The sequence below is a fragment of the Pseudomonas shirazensis genome (genome assembly GCF_014268785.2).
Classification (GTDB): domain Bacteria; phylum Pseudomonadota; class Gammaproteobacteria; order Pseudomonadales; family Pseudomonadaceae; genus Aquipseudomonas; species Aquipseudomonas shirazensis.
Genome location: NZ_JABWRD020000003.1, coordinates 225,350 through 247,882, shown reverse-complemented (window position 1 = coordinate 247,882; position 22,533 = coordinate 225,350). Strand labels below are relative to the sequence as shown.

At 62.4% G+C, this 22,533-nt stretch carries 18 protein-coding genes and 1 pseudogene; 5 read left to right on the top strand and 14 right to left on the bottom strand.

Features of this window, described 5'->3' with window-relative positions; genetic code table 11:
* Positions 1 to 14: 14 nt before the first annotated feature.
* Positions 15 to 1,265, bottom strand: coding sequence for a sarcosine oxidase subunit beta family protein (locus HU736_RS17065; protein ID WP_101322468.1), 1,251 nt, complete (start codon positions 1,263 to 1,265; stop codon positions 15 to 17).
* 15 nt (positions 1,266 to 1,280) lie between these two features.
* The gene (glyA, locus tag HU736_RS17060; RefSeq protein ID WP_101322469.1) at positions 1,281 to 2,534 is read right to left on the bottom strand and encodes a serine hydroxymethyltransferase; all 1,254 of its coding nucleotides are present in this window, start codon (positions 2,532 to 2,534) and stop codon (positions 1,281 to 1,283) included.
* 293 nt (positions 2,535 to 2,827) lie between these two features.
* Here glyA and HU736_RS17055 point away from each other — a divergent pair, with 293 nt between their 5' ends.
* Complete coding sequence (locus HU736_RS17055) at positions 2,828 to 3,877, top strand: threonine aldolase family protein (protein WP_181089467.1); 1,050 nt, start codon at positions 2,828 to 2,830, stop codon at positions 3,875 to 3,877.
* Between the two features lie 167 nt (positions 3,878 to 4,044).
* Here HU736_RS17055 and HU736_RS22285 read toward each other — a convergent pair whose 3' ends face one another.
* The 4 genes and pseudogenes from HU736_RS22285 to HU736_RS17040 form a co-directional block, all read right to left on the bottom strand.
* Complete coding sequence (locus HU736_RS22285; RefSeq protein ID WP_411563164.1) at positions 4,045 to 4,773, bottom strand: methyl-accepting chemotaxis protein; 729 nt, start codon at positions 4,771 to 4,773, stop codon at positions 4,045 to 4,047.
* Positions 4,774 to 4,908: 135 nt separating this feature from the next.
* A pseudogene (locus HU736_RS22280) lies at positions 4,909 to 5,937 on the bottom strand (HAMP domain-containing protein); the annotation flags it as partial.
* A gap of 204 nt (positions 5,938 to 6,141) precedes the next feature.
* Positions 6,142 to 6,444 (bottom strand): cell division protein ZapA, encoded by a 303-nt coding sequence (locus HU736_RS17045; protein ID WP_101322472.1) that lies wholly within the window; start codon positions 6,442 to 6,444, stop codon positions 6,142 to 6,144.
* A complete protein-coding gene (locus HU736_RS17040) occupies positions 6,441 to 6,671 on the bottom strand; it encodes a hypothetical protein (RefSeq protein ID WP_103435263.1) in 231 nt (76 codons plus the stop codon). The genes HU736_RS17045 and HU736_RS17040 overlap by 4 nt, the downstream gene beginning before the upstream one ends.
* A 282-nt stretch (positions 6,672 to 6,953) precedes the next feature.
* On the opposite strand from HU736_RS17040, the gene HU736_RS17035 reads away from it, so the two are divergent.
* Entirely contained in the window at positions 6,954 to 8,579 is a 1,626-nt protein-coding gene (locus HU736_RS17035; protein WP_186700489.1) for a methyl-accepting chemotaxis protein, read from the top strand.
* A gap of 30 nt (positions 8,580 to 8,609) precedes the next feature.
* On the opposite strand, the gene gbcB is transcribed toward HU736_RS17035, so the two are convergent.
* The gene (gene gbcB / locus HU736_RS17030) at positions 8,610 to 9,710 is read right to left on the bottom strand and encodes a glycine betaine monooxygenase reductase subunit (RefSeq protein WP_101322475.1); all 1,101 of its coding nucleotides are present in this window, start codon (positions 9,708 to 9,710) and stop codon (positions 8,610 to 8,612) included.
* 293 nt (positions 9,711 to 10,003) lie between these two features.
* On the opposite strand from gbcB, the gene gbca reads away from it, so the two are divergent.
* Positions 10,004 to 11,296, top strand: a complete 1,293-nt coding sequence (gene gbca / locus HU736_RS17025; protein ID WP_103435265.1) for a glycine betaine monooxygenase oxygenase subunit — start codon at positions 10,004 to 10,006, stop codon at positions 11,294 to 11,296.
* A gap of 687 nt (positions 11,297 to 11,983) precedes the next feature.
* On the opposite strand, the gene etfB is transcribed toward gbca, so the two are convergent.
* From etfB to HU736_RS16995, 6 genes are all read right to left on the bottom strand, one after another.
* Positions 11,984 to 12,754, bottom strand: a complete 771-nt coding sequence (gene etfB, locus HU736_RS17020) for an electron transfer flavoprotein subunit beta (RefSeq protein WP_103435266.1) — start codon at positions 12,752 to 12,754, stop codon at positions 11,984 to 11,986.
* A gap of 10 nt (positions 12,755 to 12,764) precedes the next feature.
* Entirely contained in the window at positions 12,765 to 13,997 is a 1,233-nt protein-coding gene (gene etfA, locus HU736_RS17015; protein ID WP_186700491.1) for an electron transfer flavoprotein subunit alpha, read from the bottom strand.
* Entirely contained in the window at positions 13,997 to 15,949 is a 1,953-nt protein-coding gene (gene dgcB, locus HU736_RS17010) for a dimethylglycine demethylation protein DgcB (protein ID WP_186700493.1), read from the bottom strand. Before dgcB ends, etfA begins: the two co-directional genes overlap by 1 nt.
* Positions 15,950 to 16,151: 202 nt before the next feature.
* A complete protein-coding gene (gene dgcA, locus HU736_RS17005) occupies positions 16,152 to 18,212 on the bottom strand; it encodes a dimethylglycine demethylation protein DgcA (protein ID WP_101322481.1) in 2,061 nt (686 codons plus the stop codon).
* Between the two features lie 21 nt (positions 18,213 to 18,233).
* On the bottom strand, positions 18,234 to 18,764 hold the full coding sequence (locus HU736_RS17000) for a DUF5943 domain-containing protein (RefSeq protein ID WP_101322482.1): 531 nt from the start codon (positions 18,762 to 18,764) through the stop codon (positions 18,234 to 18,236).
* Between the two features lie 75 nt (positions 18,765 to 18,839).
* Positions 18,840 to 19,817 (bottom strand): dipeptidase, encoded by a 978-nt coding sequence (locus tag HU736_RS16995; protein ID WP_086976918.1) that lies wholly within the window; start codon positions 19,815 to 19,817, stop codon positions 18,840 to 18,842.
* A 233-nt stretch (positions 19,818 to 20,050) separates the two neighbouring features.
* On the opposite strand from HU736_RS16995, the gene HU736_RS16990 reads away from it, so the two are divergent.
* Positions 20,051 to 20,452, top strand: coding sequence for a lysozyme inhibitor LprI family protein (locus HU736_RS16990; protein ID WP_371411593.1), 402 nt, complete (start codon positions 20,051 to 20,053; stop codon positions 20,450 to 20,452).
* A 10-nt stretch (positions 20,453 to 20,462) separates the two neighbouring features.
* Here the strand turns inward: HU736_RS16990 and HU736_RS16985 are convergent, their stop codons facing one another.
* Positions 20,463 to 21,410 carry a GlxA family transcriptional regulator gene (locus HU736_RS16985; RefSeq protein ID WP_103435269.1) on the bottom strand — a complete coding sequence of 316 codons (948 nt, stop codon included), beginning with the start codon at positions 21,408 to 21,410 and terminating at the stop codon, positions 20,463 to 20,465.
* 145 nt (positions 21,411 to 21,555) lie between these two features.
* Here HU736_RS16985 and choX point away from each other — a divergent pair, with 145 nt between their 5' ends.
* Entirely contained in the window at positions 21,556 to 22,500 is a 945-nt protein-coding gene (gene choX / locus HU736_RS16980) for a choline ABC transporter substrate-binding protein (RefSeq protein WP_150570468.1), read from the top strand.
* Positions 22,501 to 22,533 lie beyond the last annotated feature (33 nt).

Here is a 22,533-nt window from a genome sequence, read left to right as displayed (position 1 = left end):
ACGATTGTCTCCGATTAGTGGGCGACGGCCGCAGCGCCGTGTTCATCGATCAGCGCACCGTTGTAGAAGCGGTCGATGGAGAATGGCGCAGCCAGTGGGTGCATTTCGCCTTTGGCCAGGCTTGCGGCAAACACGTTGCCTGAGCCTGGGGTGGCCTTGAAGCCGCCGGTGCCCCAACCGCAGTTGAAGAACAGGTTCTTCACCGGGGTCTTGGAGATGATCGGGCAGGCGTCCGGGCAGGTGTCGACGATGCCGCCCCATTGGCGGTTCATGCGTACCCGCGAGAGAATCGGGAACATCTCGACGATCGCCTGCAGGGTGTGCTCGATCACCGGGTAAGAACCGCGCTGGCCGTAGCCGACCCAGCTATCGATACCGGCACCGATGACCAGGTCGCCTTTGTCCGACTGGCTGATGTAGCCGTGTACCGCGTTGGACATGATCACGCTGTCGATGATTGGCTTGATCGGCTCGGAAACCAGCGCCTGCAGCGGGTGCGACTCAAGCGGCAGGCGGAAGCCAGCCAGGCGCGCCATGTGCCCGGAGTTACCGGCAGTGACCACGCCGACGCGCTTGGCGCCGATGAAGCCCTTGTTGGTCTCGACACCGATCACCGCGCCGTTTTCCTTGCGGAAACCGGTCACTTCGGTCTGTTGAATCAGGTCGACGCCGAGCGCGTCGGCAGCGCGGGCAAAGCCCCATGCCACTGCATCGTGACGGGCCACACCACCACGGCGCTGAACGGTTGCACCGAGGATCGGGTAGCGGGTGTTCTTCGAGCAGTCCAGGTACGGGATCTCGGCCGCGACCTGGTCGGTATTGAGCAGCTCGCCGTCGACGCCGTTGAGGCGGTTGGCGCTGACTCGACGCTCCGAATCACGGATGTCCTGCAGGGTGTGGCAGAGGTTGTAGACGCCGCGCTGGGAGAACATCACGTTGTAGTTGATGTCCTGCGACAGGCCTTCCCACAGTTTCATGGCGTGCTCGTAGAGCTTGGCCGACTCGTCCCACAGGTAGTTGGAGCGCACGATGGTGGTGTTGCGCGCGGTGTTGCCGCCGCCCAGCCAGCCTTTTTCAACCACGGCAACGTTGGTGATGCCGTGCACCTTGGCCAGGTAGTAGGCGGTCGCCAGGCCATGCCCGCCGCCGCCTACAATCACCACGTCATAGACCTTTTTCGGGGTCGGCGTGCGCCACATGCGCTGCCAGTTTTCGTGGTGGCTGAGGGAGTGTTTGAAAAGGCCGAAGCCCGAATAGCGTTCCATTGTCTGTTACTCCACTCAGCGGTAAACCGGGAAGTCGGCGCACAGTGCGGCGACCTGCTTGGCAACGTCGGCTTCGACGTCGGCGTCGCCCAGGTTGTCGAGGACATCGCAGATCCAGCCGGCCAGTGCCACGCACTGAGCCACCTTGAAACCGCGGGTTGTGACCGCCGGGGTGCCGATGCGCAGGCCCGAGGTAACGAAAGGCGACTGCGGGTCGTTGGGCACGGCGTTCTTGTTGACGGTGATGTGCGCGCGGCCCAGGGCTGCGTCAGCGTCCTTGCCGGTCAGGCCCTGACGGATCAGGCTGACCAGGAACAGGTGGTTGTCGGTACCGCCGGACACCACGTCATAACCGCGCTTGATGAACACTTCGGCCATGGCCTGGGCGTTGTCGATGACCTGCTGCTGGTACTGCTTGAAGCCAGGCTCCTGAGCTTCCTTGAAGCACACTGCCTTGCCGGCGATGACGTGCATCAGCGGGCCGCCCTGGGCGCCGGGGAATACCGCCGCGTTGAGCTTTTTCTCGATGTCCGGGTTGGCCTTGGCCAGGATCAGGCCGCCACGTGGACCGCGCAGGGTCTTGTGAGTAGTGGTGGTGACCACGTCGGCATACGGCAGCGGGTTCGGGTACAGGCCAGCGGCAACCAGGCCGGCAACGTGGGCCATGTCGACGAACAGCAGTGCACCTACCTTGTCGGCAATGGCGCGGAAGCGCGGGAAGTCGAGGGTCTTGGAGTATGCGGAGAAACCAGCAACGATCATCTTCGGCTGATGCTCGACCGCCAGGCGCTCGACTTCGTCGTAGTCGATCAGGCCGGTGTCGGTGTTGATGCCGTATTGCACCGCGTTGTACAGCTTGCCCGAGGACGACACCTTGGCACCATGAGTGAGGTGACCGCCGTGGGCCAGGCTCATCCCCAGAATGGTGTCACCGGCCTGCAGCAGGGCCAGGTAAACGGCGCTGTTGGCCGACGAACCGGAGTGCGGCTGGACGTTGGCGTAGTCGGCACCGAACAGCTGCTTGGCGCGCTCGATGGCCAGCGCCTCGACTTTGTCGACGTGCTCGCAACCGCCGTAGTAACGCTTGCCCGGATAACCTTCGGCGTATTTGTTGGTGAGGCCGCTGCCCTGGGCCTGCATCACGCGCTTGCTGGTGTAGTTTTCCGAAGCGATCAGCTCGATATGATCTTCCTGACGTTGTTCTTCGGCATTCATCGCCGCCAGCAGCGCGTCGTCGTAACCCTGGATCTGGTCTTGCTTGCTGAACATCATGTGTCTCCCGGCAGCGATCATTTTTTGTCAGTAGGGTTCAGTGCCCCTTTGTGCCGATGGTATGACTGCGGCGGGTGGGTCAGATGCCTGCGCACGCCTTGCAATGGCGCGTTTACGACATTCGCCGGTGGGCTGTCGCGCGCGGGCATGCTTGCCAAAATCAGCCATCGGCCTGCGCCCGCGTGCTTGAGCCGCCGGCGGGCCGGGCAATTGCGCCCTGCACGGTTGTATAGGCAACCGGGTAAATGATCGTTTAGAGTGCAACTCTGCGTCGTTCACAGGACCGTGTCATGACAGATAACAGCCAGCAATTCGCCAGCGACAACTATTCCGGCATCTGCCCCGAAGCCTGGGCGGCGATGGCCAAGGCCAATCAGGGCCACGAGCGCGCCTACGGCGACGATCAGTGGACCGAGCGTGCGGCGGCGTACTTTCGCAAGATCTTCGAAACCGACTGCGAAGTGTTCTTCGCCTTCAACGGCACCGCAGCCAACTCGTTGGCCCTGGCCTCCTTGTGCCAGAGCTACCACAGCGTGATCTGCTCGGAGACCGCCCACGTCGAGACCGACGAATGCGGCGCTCCGGAGTTTTTCTCGAACGGCTCCAAGCTGCTCACCGCGCCCAGCGTCAACGGCAAGTTGACGCCTGAGTCGATCCGCGAAGTGGCGCTCAAACGCCAGGACATCCACTATCCGAAACCACGCGTGGTGACCCTCACCCAGGCCACCGAAGTCGGCACCGTGTACCGCCCCGACGAGCTCAAGGCGATCAGCGCCACCTGCAAGGAGCTGGGCCTCAACCTGCATATGGATGGCGCGCGCTTCACCAATGCCTGCTCGTTCCTCGGCTGCTCGCCGGCCGAGCTGACCTGGAAGGCCGGCGTCGATGTGCTGTGCTTTGGCGGCACCAAGAACGGCATGGCCGTGGGCGAGGCGATCCTGTTCTTCAACCGCGAGCTGGCCGAAGACTTCGACTACCGTTGCAAGCAGGCTGGCCAGCTGGCATCGAAGATGCGTTTCCTCTCCGCGCCTTGGGTGGGCCTGCTGGAGGACGGCGCCTGGCTGCGCCACGGCAACCACGCCAACCACTGCGCGCAGTTACTGGCCTCGCTGGTCAGCGACCTGCCGCAGGTGAAGCTGATGTTCCCGGTGGAGGCCAACGGGGTGTTCCTGCAAATGCCGGAGCCGGCGCTCGAGGCGCTGCGCAACAAGGGCTGGCGTTTCTACACCTTCATTGGCAGCGGCGGCGCACGCTTCATGTGCTCGTGGGACACCGAACTCACGCGCGTGCGTGAGCTGGCGGCGGATATCCGCGCCGTCGTGGCAGTCACCCCTCTGTAGAGCCATCCCTGTAGGAGCGGCCTTGTGTCGCGAAAGGGTCGCGCAGCGGCCCTAGGATTTGTGCAGCGCCACAAAATGTTGGGGCCGCTACGCAGCCCTTTCCGACCGGTCCGGCGCCCCGGCAAGGCCGCTCCTACGGAGGGCGCGGCAACACCGGCTACTGCATTTCAAAGCCTGAAACCACCCATCTGCCGCGCCAGGTCATCGGCCAAGCGGCGCAGTGTCTGGCATTCCTCGCGACAATCAAGCACCTCGGCGGCGGTCTGCCGAGCCAGGTCGGAAATCCCCTGCACGTTGCGATTGATCTCTTCAGTCACCGCTGACTGCTGCTCGGTCGCGGTGGCCACCTGCTGGTTCATGTCACTGATGCGCTCGACCTGATCGGTGATCGCCCCCAGCGAGGCGCCGGTGCGCTGGCTTGCTTCAACCCCGCTACCGGTGGCCAACTGGCCCGCCTGCATTGACGTCACAGCCACTCCGGCGCCCTGCTTGAGGCGCTGAATCATCTGTTGCACCTGATCGGTCGACAGCTGCGTGCGCCGGGCCAGGGTGCGCACTTCATCGGCGACCACGGCAAAACCGCGGCCCATTTCACCAGCGCGGGCCGCCTCGATGGCCGCATTGAGGGCGAGCAGGTTGGTCTGCTCGGAAACGCTGCGAATCACCGCCAGCACCTCATCGATCGAGGCCACTTCCTGCGCCAATTGGCCCACCGCCTCGGCGGCCCGGCTGATTTCACCGGACATGCCGTGGATGCCCTGTACCGACTGGCGCACCTGCTCGCGCGCCTGCACCGCTTCGTCACGTGCCGACTGCGAGGCGTACGCCGCATGCCCTGCGTTTTGCGCAACGTCCTGCACAGTCAGGCCCATCTGGTGCACGGCGGTGGCAACCATCTCGGTCATCTGTTGCTGACGCTCCGAGCGGTCGGCGGTGTTACCGACTACCTGCGTCACCTGTTCGACCGAACGGTGCAGGCGCTCGGTAGTGCTCAGCACCTCAGCGATCAGCGCCCTCTGGCTGTCGAGAAAGCGGTTGAACCCGCGAGCCAGGTCACCCAGTTCATCCTCGCGGGAATCATCCAGGCGATGGCTCAGGTCGCCGGCGCCGCCACCAATCTGCACCAGCGCCGTGGTCACCTGACGGATCGGGCGCACCAACCCGCGCGCCAGCAGCACCACCAGCAGCAACGAGAGCAAGGCTACTGCCCCACCAATCAAGCTGGTCAGCCACACCGCCTGGTGCATCTGCGCGTAGATCTGCGCCTGCGGCACTTCGGCTACCAGCGTCCAGTTGAGATCACGCAGCGGCAGGCTCAGGGCCAGATACTGCTCGCCGTCACGTTCGAACTGGCTACGCTGCAGGCCGGCGCCCTGCCCCAGTAAAAGCTTGGCGGCGTCGCCACCGACCTGTTCGGCGAGCGTGCGTTTGGCGCTGTATTGGTTGTCCGGGTGGACCTGGATCAGGCCGTCGTTGCGCACCAGCATGACCCTGCCCTGCTCGCCAAAGCTGAAGTCGTGGATCAGCTTGGACAACTCGGTCAGGCGCAAGCCCATGCCGGCGATGCCGACCAGCTGCCCGGCCTTTTCGATGCGGTAGTCGATGAACAGCGCCACCTCGCCGGTGGCGCCATCCACGTCGATATTGATCAGCCGCTCGGCACCACTGTCGATGTAGCCATAGAACCACTGGTCCTTGGGGTTCTGCCGGCTAAGGGTGCGATCCAGGCCTTTCTCGTTGTAGTAGTGGCCGCTCGCAGTGGCGGCGAACAACGCGGTAAACGCATGGTTGCGCTGCTTGGCAGCGTCCAGGTATTCGATGAAGCGCGCCGCCTCGGCGGGATTCTCACCGGCAGCGAGCCAGTCACGCAGCAGGGTATTGCCAGCAATATCGGCGGCCGCCACCAGCGGCTGGCTAAGCATGCGCTCGATATCGTTGCGAATGGCCTCGATGCTGGCCGGCAGAGCGGTGTCGAGCAAATAGCGCTCGGTCAGGCGATTGACCGCCACGGTATAGATCGCAACCACCACCAGGATGCTCACCAACAGGGCCGCGCCCATGCCTGCGATCAACTGCAACTGGATACTTCGCCGCCAGATACGCATACGTTTTCCTCCCCAGGATTCTTGTTTTGGGAGATTGTATACACTTACGTATCCATTCAATCCAGCAAATCATCGACAAACGCTGAGCGCAAAAACGGGGAACAGCCACGCGTCACCGCATGGCTGTTCCCCGCTCGAAATTTGCCGTTGGCTGGTGCTTTACTGCTCGCCGATGGTGCGTGCGATGGCATCTACCGTGGCATCGATCTGCGCCTGAGTGCGGGCGAGCGTCACTTGATGCTCTTTTTGCAGTTCGATCTGCCGCGAGCACAGATTCAGCGCCGCCAGCACCAGCAGCTTGTCACCGATCAGGGTCGGGTACTGGCGCTTGGTTTCGTTGAGGGCGGTGTTGAGCATCCGCACAGCCTGCGAGAGGGTCTCTTCCTGGCCTTCAGGGGCCTTGATCGAATAGTCGATACCCAGAATCGACACGACATTGATCGGCTGCGCTTGCAGTTTCATGCGTTGACGACACCTGCGCTGGCGCGCTCAACCAGCGCCTGGATACGCGCAGCAGCGGCGCCGTGTTTCTCTTCCTGCTCCATCAGCGACAGCTGCAGGCTGTCGTTGTCTTCCTTGGCCTGGGCCAGTTCCTGAGCGATGGCAGCGTTCTGCTCGCTCAGCTGGGTGTTTTTCTGCATCAGGTCGTTGACCAGCTGCTCGAGTTGATTCAGGGAAGTTTCCAACATGGGGTATGTCTATCTCGGGTTGTTGCAGAGGGCGCACACGATAAAGAAAAGCACGCGCCCCCGCCATTAAATATCGGGTCAAAAGGCTTCAGCCAGGCCAGATTGACAGAGGATCGGCCACCTTGTTCCGGCCTGGGTCAACCGCCGGTCAGGATTTGTCGCGGCCAGCTCGGGCTTTTGCTCATCGAACTCAAGACTGGCCGGTCATGACCGATAGCCATACAGGTCTTATCTCGACGCAAGGATTGCGCGCCACCTTACCTTGCCTGGATTGTCCAAATCATGTCCCTACGCAATATGAATATCGCCCCGCGCGCCTTGCTCGGGTTTGCCTTGATCGGCGCATTGATGCTTGGCCTTGGCGTATTTTCGCTGGTCCAGATGGGCAAGATTCGCCAGGCGGGTGTCGCCATCGAAAGCATCAACGTGCCGAGCATCAAAACCCTCGATGAGCTGACCGCGCTGAGCCTGCGCTTGCGCACGCTGTCCTATCGTCTGCTGGTCAATCGTGACCCGGCCACTCAGCAAGACACCCTGCGCCTGCTGGACGAGCGCAACGCGCAAATCGACAAGGCCCAGAGCCGTTACCAGACGTTTATCGTCGCCGCCGAAGAACAAGACGCGTTCGACCAGTACGGCCAGTTACTGACCCAGTACCGCCAGCTGGAAACCCGCATGCGCAACCTGAGCCAGGCCAACCGTATCGACGAACTGGCCGACCTGCTCAACCGCGACCTGCTGACCAACTCCGAGCAGATCAACAAGGTCATGAACACCTTGCTGGAAATGAACACCGAGCAGGCGCGCAACGCCAACGCCACCGCCGCCAACCAGTACAGCACGGCGTTCACCCTGGTGATCGGCCTGCTCATCGCCGCCACCGTGCTGACCCTGATCTGCGCATTGCTGCTGACCCGCAGCATCGTCAAGCCGATCGAAGAAGCCTTGCAGGCAGCTGAACAGGTAGCCGACGGCGACCTCACCCACACCATTCGCGCCGAAGGCCGCGACGAAGCAGCGCGCCTGCAGCGCGCCATGGCCCGCATGCAGGAAAAGCTGCGCGACACCCTGCACCTGATCGCCGGCTCCTCTACCCAGCTGGCCTCGGCGGCCGAAGAGCTCAACAGCGTGACCGACGAGAGCGCGCGCGGCCTGCAGCAGCAGAACGCCGAAATCGAACAGGCCGCCACTGCCGTTACCGAAATGACCAGCGCGGTCGAAGAAGTGGCGCGCAATGCCGTCAGCACCTCGGAGGCTTCGGCTGAAGCCAGCCGTTCCACCAGCGATGGCCGTGACCTGGTACTGGAAACTGTCAGCGCCATCGAGCGCATGAGCGGTGACGTGCAGGGTACTGCCAAGCTGATCACTCACCTGGCCGAACAGTCGCGTGATATCGGCAAGGTACTCGACGTGATTCGCGGCCTGGCCGATCAGACCAACCTGCTCGCCCTCAACGCCGCCATCGAGGCAGCGCGGGCCGGTGAGGCCGGGCGTGGCTTTGCCGTGGTGGCTGACGAAGTGCGTGCACTGGCGCATCGCACCCAGCAGTCGACCAGCGAGATCGAGCGCATGATCGGCACCATCCAGGGCGGCACCGGCCAGGCGGTCGAGTCGATGCGCACCAGCACCGAACGCGCCGAATCGACCCTGAACATCGCCCGCGGCGCGGGTTTGGCGCTGGACACCATCGCCACGGCCGTAGCACACATCAACGAGCGTAACCTGGTCATCGCCAGTGCGGCCGAAGAACAGGCTCAGGTCGCCCGCGAAGTTGACCGCAATCTGGTCAACATCAACGACCTGTCGGTGCAAAGCGCCACGGGTGCACACCAGACCAGCGCGGCGAGTGCCGAGCTGTCCCGCCTGGCCGTTGATCTCAGCAGCCTGGTTGCACGCTTCCGCGTCTAATCCAGGCCGCTGGGCTGCGGCGGCCTCGACTTAGTACTCGATACGAACGTCGCCGCGCGGCACGCTGCAGCAGGAGAGGATGTAGCCCTCGGCTTCATCCTCTTCAGTGATGCCGCCGTTGTGCTCCATGTCCACTTCGCCGCCCAGCTTGAGCACCTTGCAGGTACCGCAGATGCCCATGCCGCAGGCTTTCGGGATCATCAGGCCAACCTTGGCCGCCGCCGCATGCACGGTCTCGCCCGGGGCCACGCGGATGCTCTTCTCGCTGCCGACGAACTCCACCAGGTTCAGATCGGACAGATCCACTTCCGGTGCATCGGCTGCCTGTTCGGCGTGCTCGACAGCGTCGGCCTTGGCCTCCGCCGGGGTCGCGCCAAACGACTCCTCGTGGTAGTTCTTCATGTCGAAGCCGACCGCCTCGAGCATGCGTTTGACCGCGCTCATGTACGGCGTAGGCCCGCAGCAGAACACCACGCGCTCCATGTAATCCGGGGCGATCAACTCCATCAGACGCTGGTTCAGATAACCCCGGTAGCCTGCCCACGGCTCGCCCAGCCCGTGCTTTTCACAAATGATGTGCAGGCTGAAGTTGGGGATGCGCGAGGCCATCTGTTCGAGCTCGCGGTGGTAGATGATGTCCTTCGGTGAACGCGCGCTGTGGACGAACACCATGTCGACATTGGCGTTGGTGTCGTAGAACCAGCGCGCCATCGACATCACCGGGGTAATGCCCACGCCACCACTGAGGTAGAGCACCTTCGGCGCCGGGAAATCAATGGCGTTGAACAAGCCGACCGGGCCGTGCACCGGCAGTTCGGCGCCTTCGTGCATGGTGTCGTGCAGGTAGTTGGAAACATGCCCACCCGGTACCCGCTTGACCGTGATCGAGAAGCTGTACGGCACCGACGGCGAACTGGAGATGGTGTACGAGCGCATCACCTGCTTGCCTTCGATTTCAAGCTCCAGGGTGACGAACTGGCCGGGCTTGAAGAAGAACATGATCGGCTGGTCGGCCATGAAGCAGAAGGTGCGCACATCCCAGGTTTCCTGGATGACCTTGACGCAGCGCACGATGTGGCGGCCGTTGGCCCAGGTCTGGGTGCTGACCGGGTTGAGGAATGTTTCGGACATGTTGTTCTCCAGCGGCCGACTACCGGCCTTTTATGGCTCCGATAATGCTCAAGGCCGTGGCCCGGCACATTCCCATCAGCGACATCGGCGTGCTTATCGCGACCAGCCCCGCACGACAAGGGCTGGCGCGTCGGAATTCGATTCGGCCATGTCGCCCATGGATACGGCTCGAGGCGCCCTTGATCGCACACTCCACGGCAAATAGACCTGATGTTTTCTGCACCTGCCTTGCGGCACTAAAACAACGATTAGCCACCTTTCGCCGGCCTTTATCGGCCTTGAGGATTACAACGATGGACGTCACCGCAACCCTGAGCCTGGGCGATCCACTGGAAGCTGCACGCAAGGCCACCGCCGAGATGCTGCAGACCCGCGAGCGCACCTACTCGCTGCCCCAGCCGTTCTACACTGACGAGCGTCTGTTTCAGATCGACATGCAGGAAATTTTCCAGAAGGAATGGCTGATCGCGGGCATGACCTGCGAGATCCCGACCAAGGGCAACTTCCTCACCCTGCAAGTCGGCAAAAACCCGATCATTGTCATCCGCGGCGCCGAAGGCAAGGTGCATGCATTCCACAACGTCTGCCGCCACCGCGGTTCGCGGCTGTGCACCAGCGAGAAGGGCAAGGTCGCCAAGCTGGTCTGCCATTACCACCAGTGGACCTACGAGCTTGACGGTCGCCTGCTGTTTGCCGGCACCGAAATGGGCGATGACTTCGACATGAAGGAGTACGGCCTCAAGCCGGTCAACGTCAAGGTCGCTGGTGGCTACATCTTCATCAGCCTGGCGCAGAACCCGCCGGCGATCGACGAGTTCCTGGCTACGCTCGACCACTACATGGAACCGTACGACATGGAGAACACCAAGGTGGCGGTGCAAACCACCTTGCTGGAGAAAGCCAACTGGAAGCTGGTGCTGGAGAACAACCGCGAGTGCTACCACTGCTCGGGCTCGCACCCAGAGCTGCTCAAGACCCTGCTCGAGTGGGACGACACCAACGACCCGCGTGCCGATCAGTCGTTCAAGGACCACGTCGCCGCCTGCGCTACGGCCTGGGAAGCAGAGAAGATCCCTTACCTGCACAAGAGCCACGGCCTGCGTAACCGCATCGTGCGCATGCCGCTGCTCAAGGGCACCGTGTCGATGACCATGGACGGCAAGCAGGCGAGCAAGAAGCTCATGGGCCGCATCCAGAACCCGGACCTGGGCTCGATGCGCATCCTGCACCTGCCGCACTCTTGGAACCACTGCATGGGCGATCATATGATTGTCTTCACGGTGTGGCCGATCAGTGCTCAGGAGACCCTGGTCAGCACCAAGTGGCTGGTCCACAAGGACGCTGTTGAAGGCGTTGATTACGACCCAGAGCAGATGCGCAAAGTGTGGGACGCGACCAACGACCAGGACCGCCGTCTGGCTGAAGAGAACCAGCGCGGGATCAACTCCACTGCTTATCAGCCTGGGCCGTACTCCAAGACTTACGAGTTTGGTGTGGTCAACTTCATCGACTGGTACAGCCAACGCGTGCTGGAAAACCTCGGGGCGGAACCTGCGCCTTATCTGAAAGAAGTCGTTACGCAGTAATTAACCTGCCGGGCATGCCTATGGGTGTGCCCGGCAAGTTGTCCACAGGCACCCGGCAGCATCTTTAGACCTCGCCCCACTCCCTCCTGATCAATTATCGATCAATTCCATGCAGCCCTTTAAATACGTGGCTTGCAGAGGATTCCGAACATGTTGTCCACAGAAGCGCCAACAGACTTTGTGAACAACGTTCGCTCCCCATGTGGATAAGCTATCGAGAGCCCTGAATCTCAGGCATCTGGGCATGTTCTGACGATGATTGATCGAATTTTAATCAACTCCAGGTAAGCCACGGAATACGTGGCCTAGCGAGTTAGCCGAACAGTTTATCCACAGGCCGGTTAACAGCGATTGTGGGCAACTTTAAAGCTTGAACACGCAAAAAAGCCATGAAAATCCATGGCTTAGGCTGATCAATTATTGTACAGCGGGCTATACGCCGCGAATTCAAAGGGCTGCAGCCATGAGCGAACACTTTATCCACAGCCTGGCTAACAGCAAATGTGCGTAACACCACTGCCCTCTATAGGAGCGGCCTTGTGTCGCGAAAGGGCTGCGAAGCGGCCCTACATTTTCAACTTCACCGCTGACATCGTTGGGCCCGCTCTGCGGGCCTTTCGCGACACAAGGCCGCTCTACAGGTACCGGCGCGCCACCGCCGTACCCACATGAGTCGGGAGGCCGCTATTAGCGCAGCACTCCTTCCTCTACCAGCAACTTGAGGATGGCCTCGGCGCCTTCCTGGGGGGAAACATCCTTCAGCACCTTGCCGCCACCACCGCTGGCCTTGGCTGTTGCAGCCTTCATCCGATCCGCGCCGCTCTTGGCCTTGATCACCTTGAGCCGCTTGGGCCGGGGCCGGGCCGGTTGCAGCTCGGCATCCGCCAGCAGCTCATCTTCGACAATCGCCACATCACGCGCTGCCAGCACGCCACGCCGCGCAGGTCCGAACGCGCTTTGACGTGGCTTGGGCGCTGCGTTATCCACAGTGGCCAGCAATGGCAAGCGCACTTTCAACCGGCGCCGCTGACCACGCGGCAGCGCCTGCAATACCTGGGCGGTGCCATTCTCGATCGACTCGACCTCGGCCAGCCCGACAATCAATGGCCAACCCAGCTTCTCGGCGAGCAAGAACGGCAACATGCCGGAACCCTCGCCGGTCTCGGCCTGGCTGCCGGTCAACACCAACTGGGCGCCAGCATCACGTAGATAGTTGCCAAGCACCTCGAGCACGTCAGCCCCTTCCGGTTGCTCAAGTACATCCAGATGATCCAGGCCCATGCCCAGATAAGCGCGCAGCGCCTCCTGGCGGTGATCGCCAGCATGCACCACCTGCAAGTTATCGCCAGCCAGCTGCAACCCCAGCTCGACCGCACGGGCATCCTGCTCGGCCCGGCGACTACGGCCAGAGCCGGGATGAGCACCAATGGAAACCAGGCTAATGACCTTTGTACTCATGTTGGAACCCTTATGCCGCGTCGCGCTGGCCGCCGCTGCGGTAGTTATCCACAGCTTCGATCAGAGCCTGAAGAATCGCCGCGCTGTCGCCAATCACTGACAGGTCGGCCCGTTTGATCATGTCGCAGCCAGGGTCCATGTTCACCGCCACCACCTTGTCACAGGCACCAATGCCCTGCAGGTGCTGGATCGCGCCAGAGATGCCGACCGCGACGTACACCCGTGCGGTAACCCAGGTACCGGTGGCACCCACCTGGCGCGTACGCGGCATGAAGCCGTCGTCGACCGCCACCCGCGAGGCACCTTCGGTGGCGCCCAATGCAGCGGTGGCACGGTGGAACAGCTCCCAGTCCTTGACGCCGTTACCGCCAGAGACGATGAATTCAGACTCGGCCATGGCAATGGCGGCCGGGTCGACCGCCACCGAGCCAAGATCTTCGATGCGCGACAAGCTGCGCGCAACGCTTGTGGACAACTCGACCGGCAGCGCCTCATGGCGGGTTTCACTGACCGGCTCGGCGCACTCGGCAGCGGCCAGAATCAGCCGTGCCATGCCCCGTTGCAGGTCTTGTTGGCCCGCGCCAGCACGGCCGATGCACTGGCCATCCTTGATCTGCCAGACCCGCGTCGCCGGGCGTTCACCCAGTGATGCAGCAAAGCGCCGGCCAAGCTCACCGCCACCGGTGCGGCTGTCCGGCAGCAGCCAGTGCTGCGGCGCAAACTGGTTATCCACAGCGCGCAGGCCCTGCACCAGTTGCTCAGGTGCATAACCCTGGAATGCCTCGCCTTCGATCACCAGCAGACGATCGACACCGGCGGCGCCGAAATTGCCTTCCTTGTGCTCGCCAAAAACAATCGCCAGCACCGCGCCATCCTTGCCGGCCAGGCTGTGGGCCAGGCCGAGCAAGTCGCGGTCGTGAGGGCCAAGGCGGCCGCCGACCATATCGGGTACCACAGCGATGTAGAACGCAGGATCTGTCACCTGATGTAGCGGCAACTGCACTTCAGCTGCAGCCGTACGCCGGCCCCCGGTAGCGGTGCCTTGCTGCGCACCGCTGCGGTCCAGGCGTTTGAGGCCGCTGGCCGCAATGAAGCCTGCGGCAATTGCGTGGGGGTTCTTGCGGATGATGCCGTTAGGCCCCATCCAGCTGGTTTGCTGGGTTTGCATCGCTGCGTGCAGCGGATGCAGACGGTTACGGGCGATCCACTCGGCGCGTGGGTCGCGGCGGATGATGTCGCTCATCAATGCACCTCCGCAGGTTCACGTTTGGCTGCTGCAGCTCTCGCAGTAGCTGGAGCATCGGCTTCGATCAGCACATCGGCGACCAACTCGGCGAGGTCCTTGATCAGTGGCCGTGGTTCGACCACGCCTTCAAGCATCGCGGTGCACTGCGGGCAACCCACGGCGACCACTTCGGCCTCGGTTTCGCGGATGTCGTCCATACGCATATCGGGGATCCGTTGCTTGCCAGGGATGTCGGTGATCGGCGCACCGCCACCGCCGCCGCAGCAGCGTGAACGGAAGCCCGAGCGCTGCATCTCGCGTACTTCGATGCCCAGCGCCTTGAGCACTTCGCGCGGCGCCTCGTACTCGCCGTTGTAGCGGCCCAGGTAGCACGGGTCGTGATAGGTCACGCTGGCGCCTTTATGCTGGCCGAGGTTGAGCTTGCTGGCGGCGATCAGCTCGGCGATATAAGTGCTGTGGTGCAGCACCTGATAGTCACCACCGAGCGCGCCGTATTCATTCTTCAGCACATGGAAGCTGTGCGGGTCGCAGGTGACGATGCGTTTGAAGCGGTACTGAGCCAGGGTCTGGATATTGCGTTTGGCCAGTTGCTGGAAGGTAGCTTCATCGCCCAGGCGACGGGCGACGTCGCCGCTGTCGCGTTCTTCCAGTCCCAGCACGGCAAAGTCCACGCCTGCCGCCTTGAGCACTTTGACGAAGGCACGCAGGGTGCGCTGGTTGCGCATGTCGAAGGCACCATCACCGACCCAGAACAGCACCTCGGTGGTTTTCACCTCGCTGAGCAGCTGCAGGTTGAGGTCGGCGGCCCAGTTCATGCGCCCACCCGGGTTGAAGCCGCCAGGGTTGTCGGTGGCGATCAGGTTGTCGAGCACCTCGGCGCCCTTGTTCGGCGTGGCGCCGCGTTCCAAAGTCAGGTGACGGCGCATGTCGACGATGGCATCGACGTGCTCGATCATCATCGGGCATTCCTCGACGCAGGCACGGCAGGTGGTGCAGGACCACAGCGTGTCGGCATCGACCAGGCCATTGACGATCGGCTGATGCGGATGGCCGCCATGCTCGCCCAGCGGCTTGCCCGGATACGGGCTGCCGGCGAACTTGGCGTCGGTGCCACCGGCCAGGCCGATGACCATGTCCTGGATCAGCTTCTTCGGGTTCAGCGGCTGGCCGGCGGCAAACGCCGGGCACATCGCCTCACACTTGCCGCACTGCACGCAGGCGTCAAAACCGAGCAGCTGGTTCCAGGTGAAGTCGGCAGGCTTTTCCACACCGAGCAGTGCGTTTGGATCTTCCAGATCGATTGGCTTGAGCCCGGTCGAGCGGCCACCGCCAAAGCGTTCGGCGCGGCGGTGCCAGGCCAGGTGCAGGGCACCGGCAAAGGCATGCTTCATCGGCCCGCCCCAGGTCATGCCGAAGAACAGCTCGGACACGCCCCACAACACGCCAAGACCCAGTACAGCGACCATCACCCAGCCGCCAGTATTGGCGGGCAGGATGCCGGCCACCGGCAGCGTCGCAATGAAGAAGCTTGCAGCGAATACCAACAGGCTTTTCGGCAAGCGCATCCACGGCCCTTTGGACAGCCGCGCAGGCGGATTGAGGCGCCGCTTGAAGACGAACAGTGCGCCGCTGAACATGATCACTGTGGCGACCAGCAGGGCGTAGCCAAGGATCTTGCTCTGCAGGCCAAAGCCATGCACCAGAATCGCCAGCGCTGCCGACAACACAAAGCCGCCCGCAGTAGCGACGTGGGTGTTGGACATGTACTTGTCGCGCTCGACCACATGGTGCAGATCCACCAGGTAGCGCCGCGGCATGGCCAGCAGACCGCCGAGCAGGTTGACCTTGGACGGCCGGCCACGACGCCACATGCGCACCCGGCGCAACGCGCCGAGCACTGCCAGGCCAAGGGCCGCGAACAGCAGAATGGGTAGAAGGGTGTTCAACATGGGAGGCTCCCACAACAGCTGAAATCGTGCGCCGCTCTCAAGCAAGCGCGGCGCGGACCCCTATAGGAGCGGCCTTGCGTGGCGAAAGGGCTGCAAAGCAGCCCCAGGATCTATGTAGCGTCACAAGATCGCCGGGGCCGCTTCGCGACCCTTTCGCGACACAAGGCCGCTCCTACAGGAGGGCCAGTTCATGTGCGATCGATCAGAAGTCCTTGCACAGGCGCAAGGCGTCGTAGATCGCCGCGTGCACGTTGCGCTGGGCCACGCAGTCACCGATGCGATAGAGCAAGTAGCCTTCGCCCGGCTGGCTGAGGATCGGCTGTGGCTTGATGGCAAACAGCGCCTCCACATCGATCTGGCCCTTGTTGCGCGACCCCTCTTTGAGCCCGTAGTACAGCTCTTCGTCAGGACGCACACCGTTCTCGATCACCACCTGGTCAACCACCCGCTCTTCCTTGGCGCCGGTGTATTCGTTTTCCAGCACCGCGATCAGCTTGTCGCCTTCGCGGTAGACCTTTTCCAGCATCAGGTCGCCGGTCATGATCACTTCTTTCGGGTACATGCTGCGGTAGTAGGTCGGGAAGGTGGTGCCGCCCATGGCCACGCCTGGCTTGATGTCGTCGGTGACGATCTCGACCTGGCTGCCCTTGTCGGCAATGAAGTCCGCGGTCGACATACCGGTGAATTCGCAGATGGTGTCGTACACCAGCACATTCTTGCCCGGCGCAACCTTGCCATCGAGCACGTCCCAACTGCTGACCACCAGGCCTTCGGCAGCGCCCCAATGCTCGTTCTGCTCGACGAACGGATGGCCACCGACCGCCAGCACGATCACGTCCGGGCGCAGGTCCTGGATGGTCGCGATGTCAGCCGCAGTGCCCAGGCGCAGGTCGATCTTCAAGCGGGCGAATTCGAGCTGGTACCAGCGGGTGATACCGGCAATCTGGTCGCGTTGCGGAGCCTTGGCAGCAATGGTGATCTGCCCGCCCATCTGCTCTTTCTTCTCGAACACGGTGACGTCGTGGCCACGCTCGGCGGCAACCCGCGCCGCTTCCATGCCGGCAGGGCCGGCACCGACCACCACTACCTTGCGTTTGACGCCGGTAGTCTTCTCGATGATGTGCGGCACGCCCATGTATTCACGGGAGGTTGCGGCGTTCTGGATGCACAGCACATCCAGCCCTTGATACTGGCGGTCGATGCAGTAGTTGGCACCGACGCATTGTTTGATCTGGTCGATCTGGCCCATCTTGATCTTGGCGATCAGGTGCGGGTCAGCCATGTGCGCCCGAGTCATGCCGACCATGTCGACATAGCCGCCTTCGAGGATGCGCTGCGCCTGGTTCGGGTCCTTGATGTTCTGCGCGTGCAGCACCGGGACCTTGACCACTTCCTTGATGCCGGCTGCCAGGTGCAGGAACGGCTCCGGCGGGAAGCTCATGTTGGGGATGACGTTGGCCAGGGTGTTGTGGGTGTCGCAGCCCGAACCGATCACACCAAAGAAATCGAGCATGCCGGTCGCATCGTAATACGCGGCGATCTGCTTCATGTCTTCGTGGCTGAGGCCATCGGGGTGGAACTCGTCACCACAGATGCGCATGCCCACGCAGAAATCGTCACCAACCTCGGCGCGCACGGCTTTGAGCACTTCCATGCCGAACTTCATCCGGCCTTCGAAGCTGCCGCCCCATTCGTCGGTACGCTTGTTGACCCGCGGGCTCCAGAACTGGTCGATCATGTGCTGGTGCACCGCCGACAGTTCGACGCCATCCAGGCCACCTTCCTTGGCCCGGCGCGCAGCTTGCGCATAGTTGCCAATCACCCGCCAGATCTCTTCCGGCTCGATGGTCTTGCAGGTAGCACGGTGCACTGGCTCACGCACGCCCGACGGCGACATCAGGGTTGGCCAGTTGAAGCCGTCCCAACGTGAGCGACGACCCATGTGGGTAATCTGAATCATGATCTTGGCGCCGTGCTTGTGCATGGCGTCGGCAAGGTTCTGGAAGTGCGGGATGATCCGGTCGGTCGACAGGTTGACCGAAGCCCACCACTCCTGCGGACTGTCGATGGCGACCACCGACGAGCCACCACAGATGGCCAGGCCGATTCCGCCCTTGGCCTTCTCTTCGTAGTATTTGACGTAACGGTCGGTGGTCATGCCGCCGTCGGTGGCATACACCTCGGCGTGAGCAGTACTCAACACACGGTTACGGATGGTCAGTTTGCCGATCTGGATCGGCTGGAACATTGCTTCGAAGGCCATGACGCTATCTCCGGCTCAGGCTTACAACGGCTTTGTAACGAACAGGCCATCTTCGTGGCCCTCTTCCGACCCGCCGTAGACCTGCTCTGCCACGGTGCGCAGCGAGCTGCCACGGGCGGCGAGAATCTGGTCCATGGCGCCGGCAAACCAGCCGGTGAACATGTAGTCGACCTTGCGGCCAACCTTGCCGTACACATAGACGAACGCCGAGTGCTTGAGCCTGACGCTGCAGGTGCCCTTGTCGAGGTCGATGGCTTCGATTTCAAACAGGCCCCAGCCGCGCTGGGACAGGCGCTTCATGTAGTGTTCGAACACCGCCACACCTTCCAGGCCATGACATTCGGCTTCTTTTTCACACCAGTGCCAGGCCGACTTGTAGCCGGCCTTGTAGAGGATCTCGGCGTAGGCGTCGGCGCCCAGTACTTCTTCGATACCCATATGGTTGTTGACGAAGAAATGGCGTGGCACATACAGCATCGGCAGCGCGTCGGAAGTCCAGACACCGGTCTCGCTGTCGACTTCGATTGGCAATTGCGGGGCGATCTTGGCCATGGAAACTTAACTCCAGAAATTTTTGAGAGATGGCCCAGACTGTTTTGGCCTGGGCAGAACGGTTTGGAGTGCGGCTTACTCGCCCCACACATCCTTGAGCACGTTGACCCAGTTCTCGCCCATGATCTTGCGCACCACGCGTTCGCTGTGGCCGCGCTTGAGCAGGGTTTCGGTGAGGTTGGGGAACTCCCCCACAGTGCGGATGCCAAGCGGGTTGATGATCTTGCCGAAGTTGGTCAGACGGCGGGCATAGCCCTTGTCGTGGGTCAGGTATTCGAAGAACTCCTGGCCGTGACCCTGGGTAAAGTCGGTGCCGATGCCGATGGAATCTTCACCGACGATGTTCATGGTGTATTCGATCGCCTCGGCATAATCGTCGATGGTCGAATCGATGCCCTTGGCCAGGAACGGCGCAAACATGGTCACGCCAACGAAGCCGCCGTGGTCGGCGATGAACTTGAGTTCGGCATCGGACTTGTTGCGCGGGTGTTCTTTCAGGCCCGACGGCAGGCAGTGCGAGTAGCACACCGGCTTCTTCGATTCGAGGATGACTTCTTCGGAGGTTTTCGAGCCGACATGGGACAGATCGCACATGATCCCGACGCGGTTCATCTCGGCGACGATTTCGCGACCGAAACCGGACAGGCCGCCATCACGCTCGTAGCAACCGGTGCCGACCAGGTTCTGGGTGTTGTAGCACATCTGCACGATGCCGACGCCGAGCTGCTTGAACACATCGACGTAGGCGATCTGGTCCTCGAAGGCGTGGGCGTTCTGGAAGCCGAAGAGGATGCCGGTCTTGCCCAGCTCCTTGGCCTTGCGGATGTCGGCGGTGGTGCGTACCGGCATCACCAGGTCGCTGTTGTCGCGGATCAGCTTCTGGCTGGCGGCGATCTGGTCGACGGTGGCCTTGAACCCTTCCCACACCGACACTGTGCAGTTGGCTGCGGTCAGGCCGCCTTTGCGCATGTCCTCGAACAGCTCGCGGTTCCACTTGGCGATGATCAGGCCATCGATGACGATGCTGTCGGCGTGTAATTCGGCTGGGCTCATCAGGCTGTCCCCTTTTTGATATGGGTTGCGCCGAATCAGGTGTCGGCGTTTAGGGCCAGCATATGCCTGCGCGAACGACGAGCCGGATGCAAAAACGACAAGGGCCATACCGAAAGCGTCAAAGCCCTCATCGCGACAGTTGGCTTCATGACAAATGTCGCTCAAGCCTGTTCAAGGGGGCAGCGCTGAGCGAGAATTGCCCGACTTTTTCATGGGAAGTGAACATGCTGCGGATCAATTCATTGATAGGCCTGACTTTATTGTTGAGCGCGCCGTTCGCGTTCGCCGCCGACGATGAGTCCACCCCATGCGACAACGTCGACAGCGATGCCCAGGGCTACGCCTGCGCCGCCTACAACAAGCAAACCGCAGAACGCGAGCTGCAAGCGGCGTTCGACGACCTGATCCAGCGGATTCGCGACCAGTACCCGGATGAGGGCGACAAGGTGCAGAGCCTGTCCGAGCGTTTCCGCGCTGCGCAGACCCTGTGGACGCAACTACGCGATGCCGACTGCAAGGTCGAGACCGCCGCTGAAAAACCCGGCAGCAAGGCCTTCGAAGCCGCCTGGAACACCTGCGTGGCGCAGCGCAGCGATGATCGCTCCGAATACCTGCAGTCGATCGGCCAGCAATAACCCGCCGCCTTCATGAAGCCGCACTGGTGTGGCGGTCGGCCCGCGGGCAGCGCTCGAAGCGCGCCCGGTAACAACGGGTGAAGTACGACGCCGAGTCAAAGCCGCAGGCGATGCTGACCTGTAGCACGCTCATGTCGGTCTGGCGCAGCAACTGGCGCGCCTTGTCCAGCCGCAGGCGCAGATAGAAGCCGCTCGGCGTGTCGTTCAGGTGCAGCCGGAACAACCGCTCCAACTGGCGTCGGGTGACCTGGATCAGGTCGGCCAGCACCTGGGTATGCAGCGGCTCCTCGGTATTGCGCTCCATCTCGCCGATCACCTTGACCAGCTTCTTGTTGCTCAGCCCGTAGCGCGCGGCAATCTGCATGCGCTGGTGATCCTGGCGTGGGCGGATACGGCCGAGCACGAACTGCTCCGAGACCTGTACCGCCAACTCGCTGCCATGGGCCTGGGCGATCAGATCCAGCATCAGGTCGATCGAGGCCGTACCACCGGCACAGGTGATCCGCCGCCGGTCGATCTCGAACAACTCCTGCGTGGCCTGCAAGCGTGGGTAGCGCTCCTTGAACGCCTCCAGCGCTTCCCAGTGCAAAGTCGCCCGATAGCCTTCGAGCAAGCCGGCTTCAGCCAGCAGCATCGCGCCGGTATCGATCCCGCCGAGGATCACTCCTTCATGCTCGAGCCGGCGCAGTGCCTGCTGCAACCCCAGGCTGTAGTGCGCCAGCGGGTCAAAGCCGGCCACCACCAACAGCATCTGCGGCGCTGCCTCCCCCGCCAATGCAGCATCGGCATTGACCGACATGCCATTGCTCGCCTGCACCGCGCCGCCGTCCAGGCTGAGCACGCGCCAGCGATACAACGCCCCGCGAAAGCGGTTGGCCACCCGCAACGGCTCCAGGGCACTGATAAAGCCCATCGCGGAAAAACCCGGCAACAGCAGAAAGTGAATGGTAACGGCCATCGAGGGCTCCCGCACAAGGTAGTCGCCAGGGTGCAAATGTTGGTCGCCAGCGTGCGACTTTTGCCTGGGCTTGCCGGGTAGCTTAGTCACACGGCCCGCAGAGGTCGCCCACCATAACAACATGCACTGCCGATGGAGAGCCACCATGCACAGCTTGATCCGCCGCAGCCTGTTACCCCTTGTGTTGAGTACCAGCTTTGCCCTGCCAGCATTTGCTGGCGAACCTGCGGTGTGCCAGAAGGTCCGCCTCGGCGTGGTCAACTGGACCGACGTCATCGCCACCAGCGCCATGGCTCAGGTATTGCTCGATGGCCTGGGTTACCAGACCAAACAGACCAGTGCCTCGCAACAGATCATCTTTGCCGGCATCCGCGACAAGCGCCTGGACATGTTCCTCGGTTACTGGAACCCGATCATGAACCAGACCATCACCCCGTTCGTCGAGGCCAAGCAGGTCAAGGTGCTCGCTGAGCCGAGCCTGAACGATGCCCGCGCTACCCTGGCGGTGCCCAAGTACCTGGCCGATCAGGGCCTGCAAAGCTTTGCCGACATCCACAAGTTCGAGAAACAGCTGGGCGGCAAGATCTACGGCATAGAGCCTGGTTCAGGCGCCAATACCCAGATCAAGGCGATGATCGCCAAGAACCAGTTCGGCCTGGGCAAGTTCCAGCTGGTCGAGTCCAGCGAGGCCGGCATGCTCGCGGCGGTTGACCGCGCGGTACGGCGCAAGGAAGCGGTGGTGTTCTTCGGTTGGACCCCACACCCGATGAACGTCAATATCGACATGGTCTACCTGGGCGCCAGTGAAGACGCCCTCGGCCCGGACGAAGGCCGCGCCACAGTGTGGACGGTGACCGCGCCTGACTATGCCGAGCGCTGCCCCAACGCCAGCCGGCTGCTGGCCAACCTGACCTTCAGCGCCGAGACCGAGAGCCGCATGATGCAGCCGCTGCTCGATCACAAGGACGCGCTGGAATCAGCCCGCAAATGGCTGCAGGAGCACCCCGAAGACAAAGCCCGCTGGCTTGAAGGGGTAACCACTTTCGACGGCAAGCCGGCTGCCGACAACCTCAAGCTCAGCGCCAACTAAGCGACCTACGCGGTCCTTGTAGGAGCGGCCTTG

Coding starts and splice junctions, on each gene's coding strand:
- HU736_RS17045 (WP_101322472.1), bottom strand. CDS start 6,444: ATGAAACTGCAAGCGCAGCCGATCAATGTCGTGTCGATTCTGGGTATC.
- HU736_RS17055 (WP_181089467.1), top strand. CDS start 2,828: ATGACAGATAACAGCCAGCAATTCGCCAGCGACAACTATTCCGGCATC.
- HU736_RS17035 (WP_186700489.1), top strand. CDS start 6,954: ATGTCCCTACGCAATATGAATATCGCCCCGCGCGCCTTGCTCGGGTTT.
- HU736_RS17040 (WP_103435263.1), bottom strand. CDS start 6,671: ATGTTGGAAACTTCCCTGAATCAACTCGAGCAGCTGGTCAACGACCTG.
- choX (WP_150570468.1), top strand. CDS start 21,556: ATGCACAGCTTGATCCGCCGCAGCCTGTTACCCCTTGTGTTGAGTACC.
- gbca (WP_103435265.1), top strand. CDS start 10,004: ATGGACGTCACCGCAACCCTGAGCCTGGGCGATCCACTGGAAGCTGCA.
- glyA (WP_101322469.1), bottom strand. CDS start 2,534: ATGTTCAGCAAGCAAGACCAGATCCAGGGTTACGACGACGCGCTGCTG.
- HU736_RS16995 (WP_086976918.1), bottom strand. CDS start 19,817: ATGAGCCCAGCCGAATTACACGCCGACAGCATCGTCATCGATGGCCTG.
- HU736_RS16985 (WP_103435269.1), bottom strand. CDS start 21,410: ATGGCCGTTACCATTCACTTTCTGCTGTTGCCGGGTTTTTCCGCGATG.
- HU736_RS17000 (WP_101322482.1), bottom strand. CDS start 18,764: ATGGCCAAGATCGCCCCGCAATTGCCAATCGAAGTCGACAGCGAGACC.
- etfB (WP_103435266.1), bottom strand. CDS start 12,754: ATGAGTACAAAGGTCATTAGCCTGGTTTCCATTGGTGCTCATCCCGGC.
- dgcA (WP_101322481.1), bottom strand. CDS start 18,212: ATGGCCTTCGAAGCAATGTTCCAGCCGATCCAGATCGGCAAACTGACC.
- etfA (WP_186700491.1), bottom strand. CDS start 13,997: ATGAGCGACATCATCCGCCGCGACCCACGCGCCGAGTGGATCGCCCGT.
- dgcB (WP_186700493.1), bottom strand. CDS start 15,949: ATGTTGAACACCCTTCTACCCATTCTGCTGTTCGCGGCCCTTGGCCTG.
- gbcB (WP_101322475.1), bottom strand. CDS start 9,710: ATGTCCGAAACATTCCTCAACCCGGTCAGCACCCAGACCTGGGCCAAC.
- HU736_RS17065 (WP_101322468.1), bottom strand. CDS start 1,265: ATGGAACGCTATTCGGGCTTCGGCCTTTTCAAACACTCCCTCAGCCAC.
- HU736_RS22285 (WP_411563164.1), bottom strand. CDS start 4,773: ATGGTTGCCACCGCCGTGCACCAGATGGGCCTGACTGTGCAGGACGTT.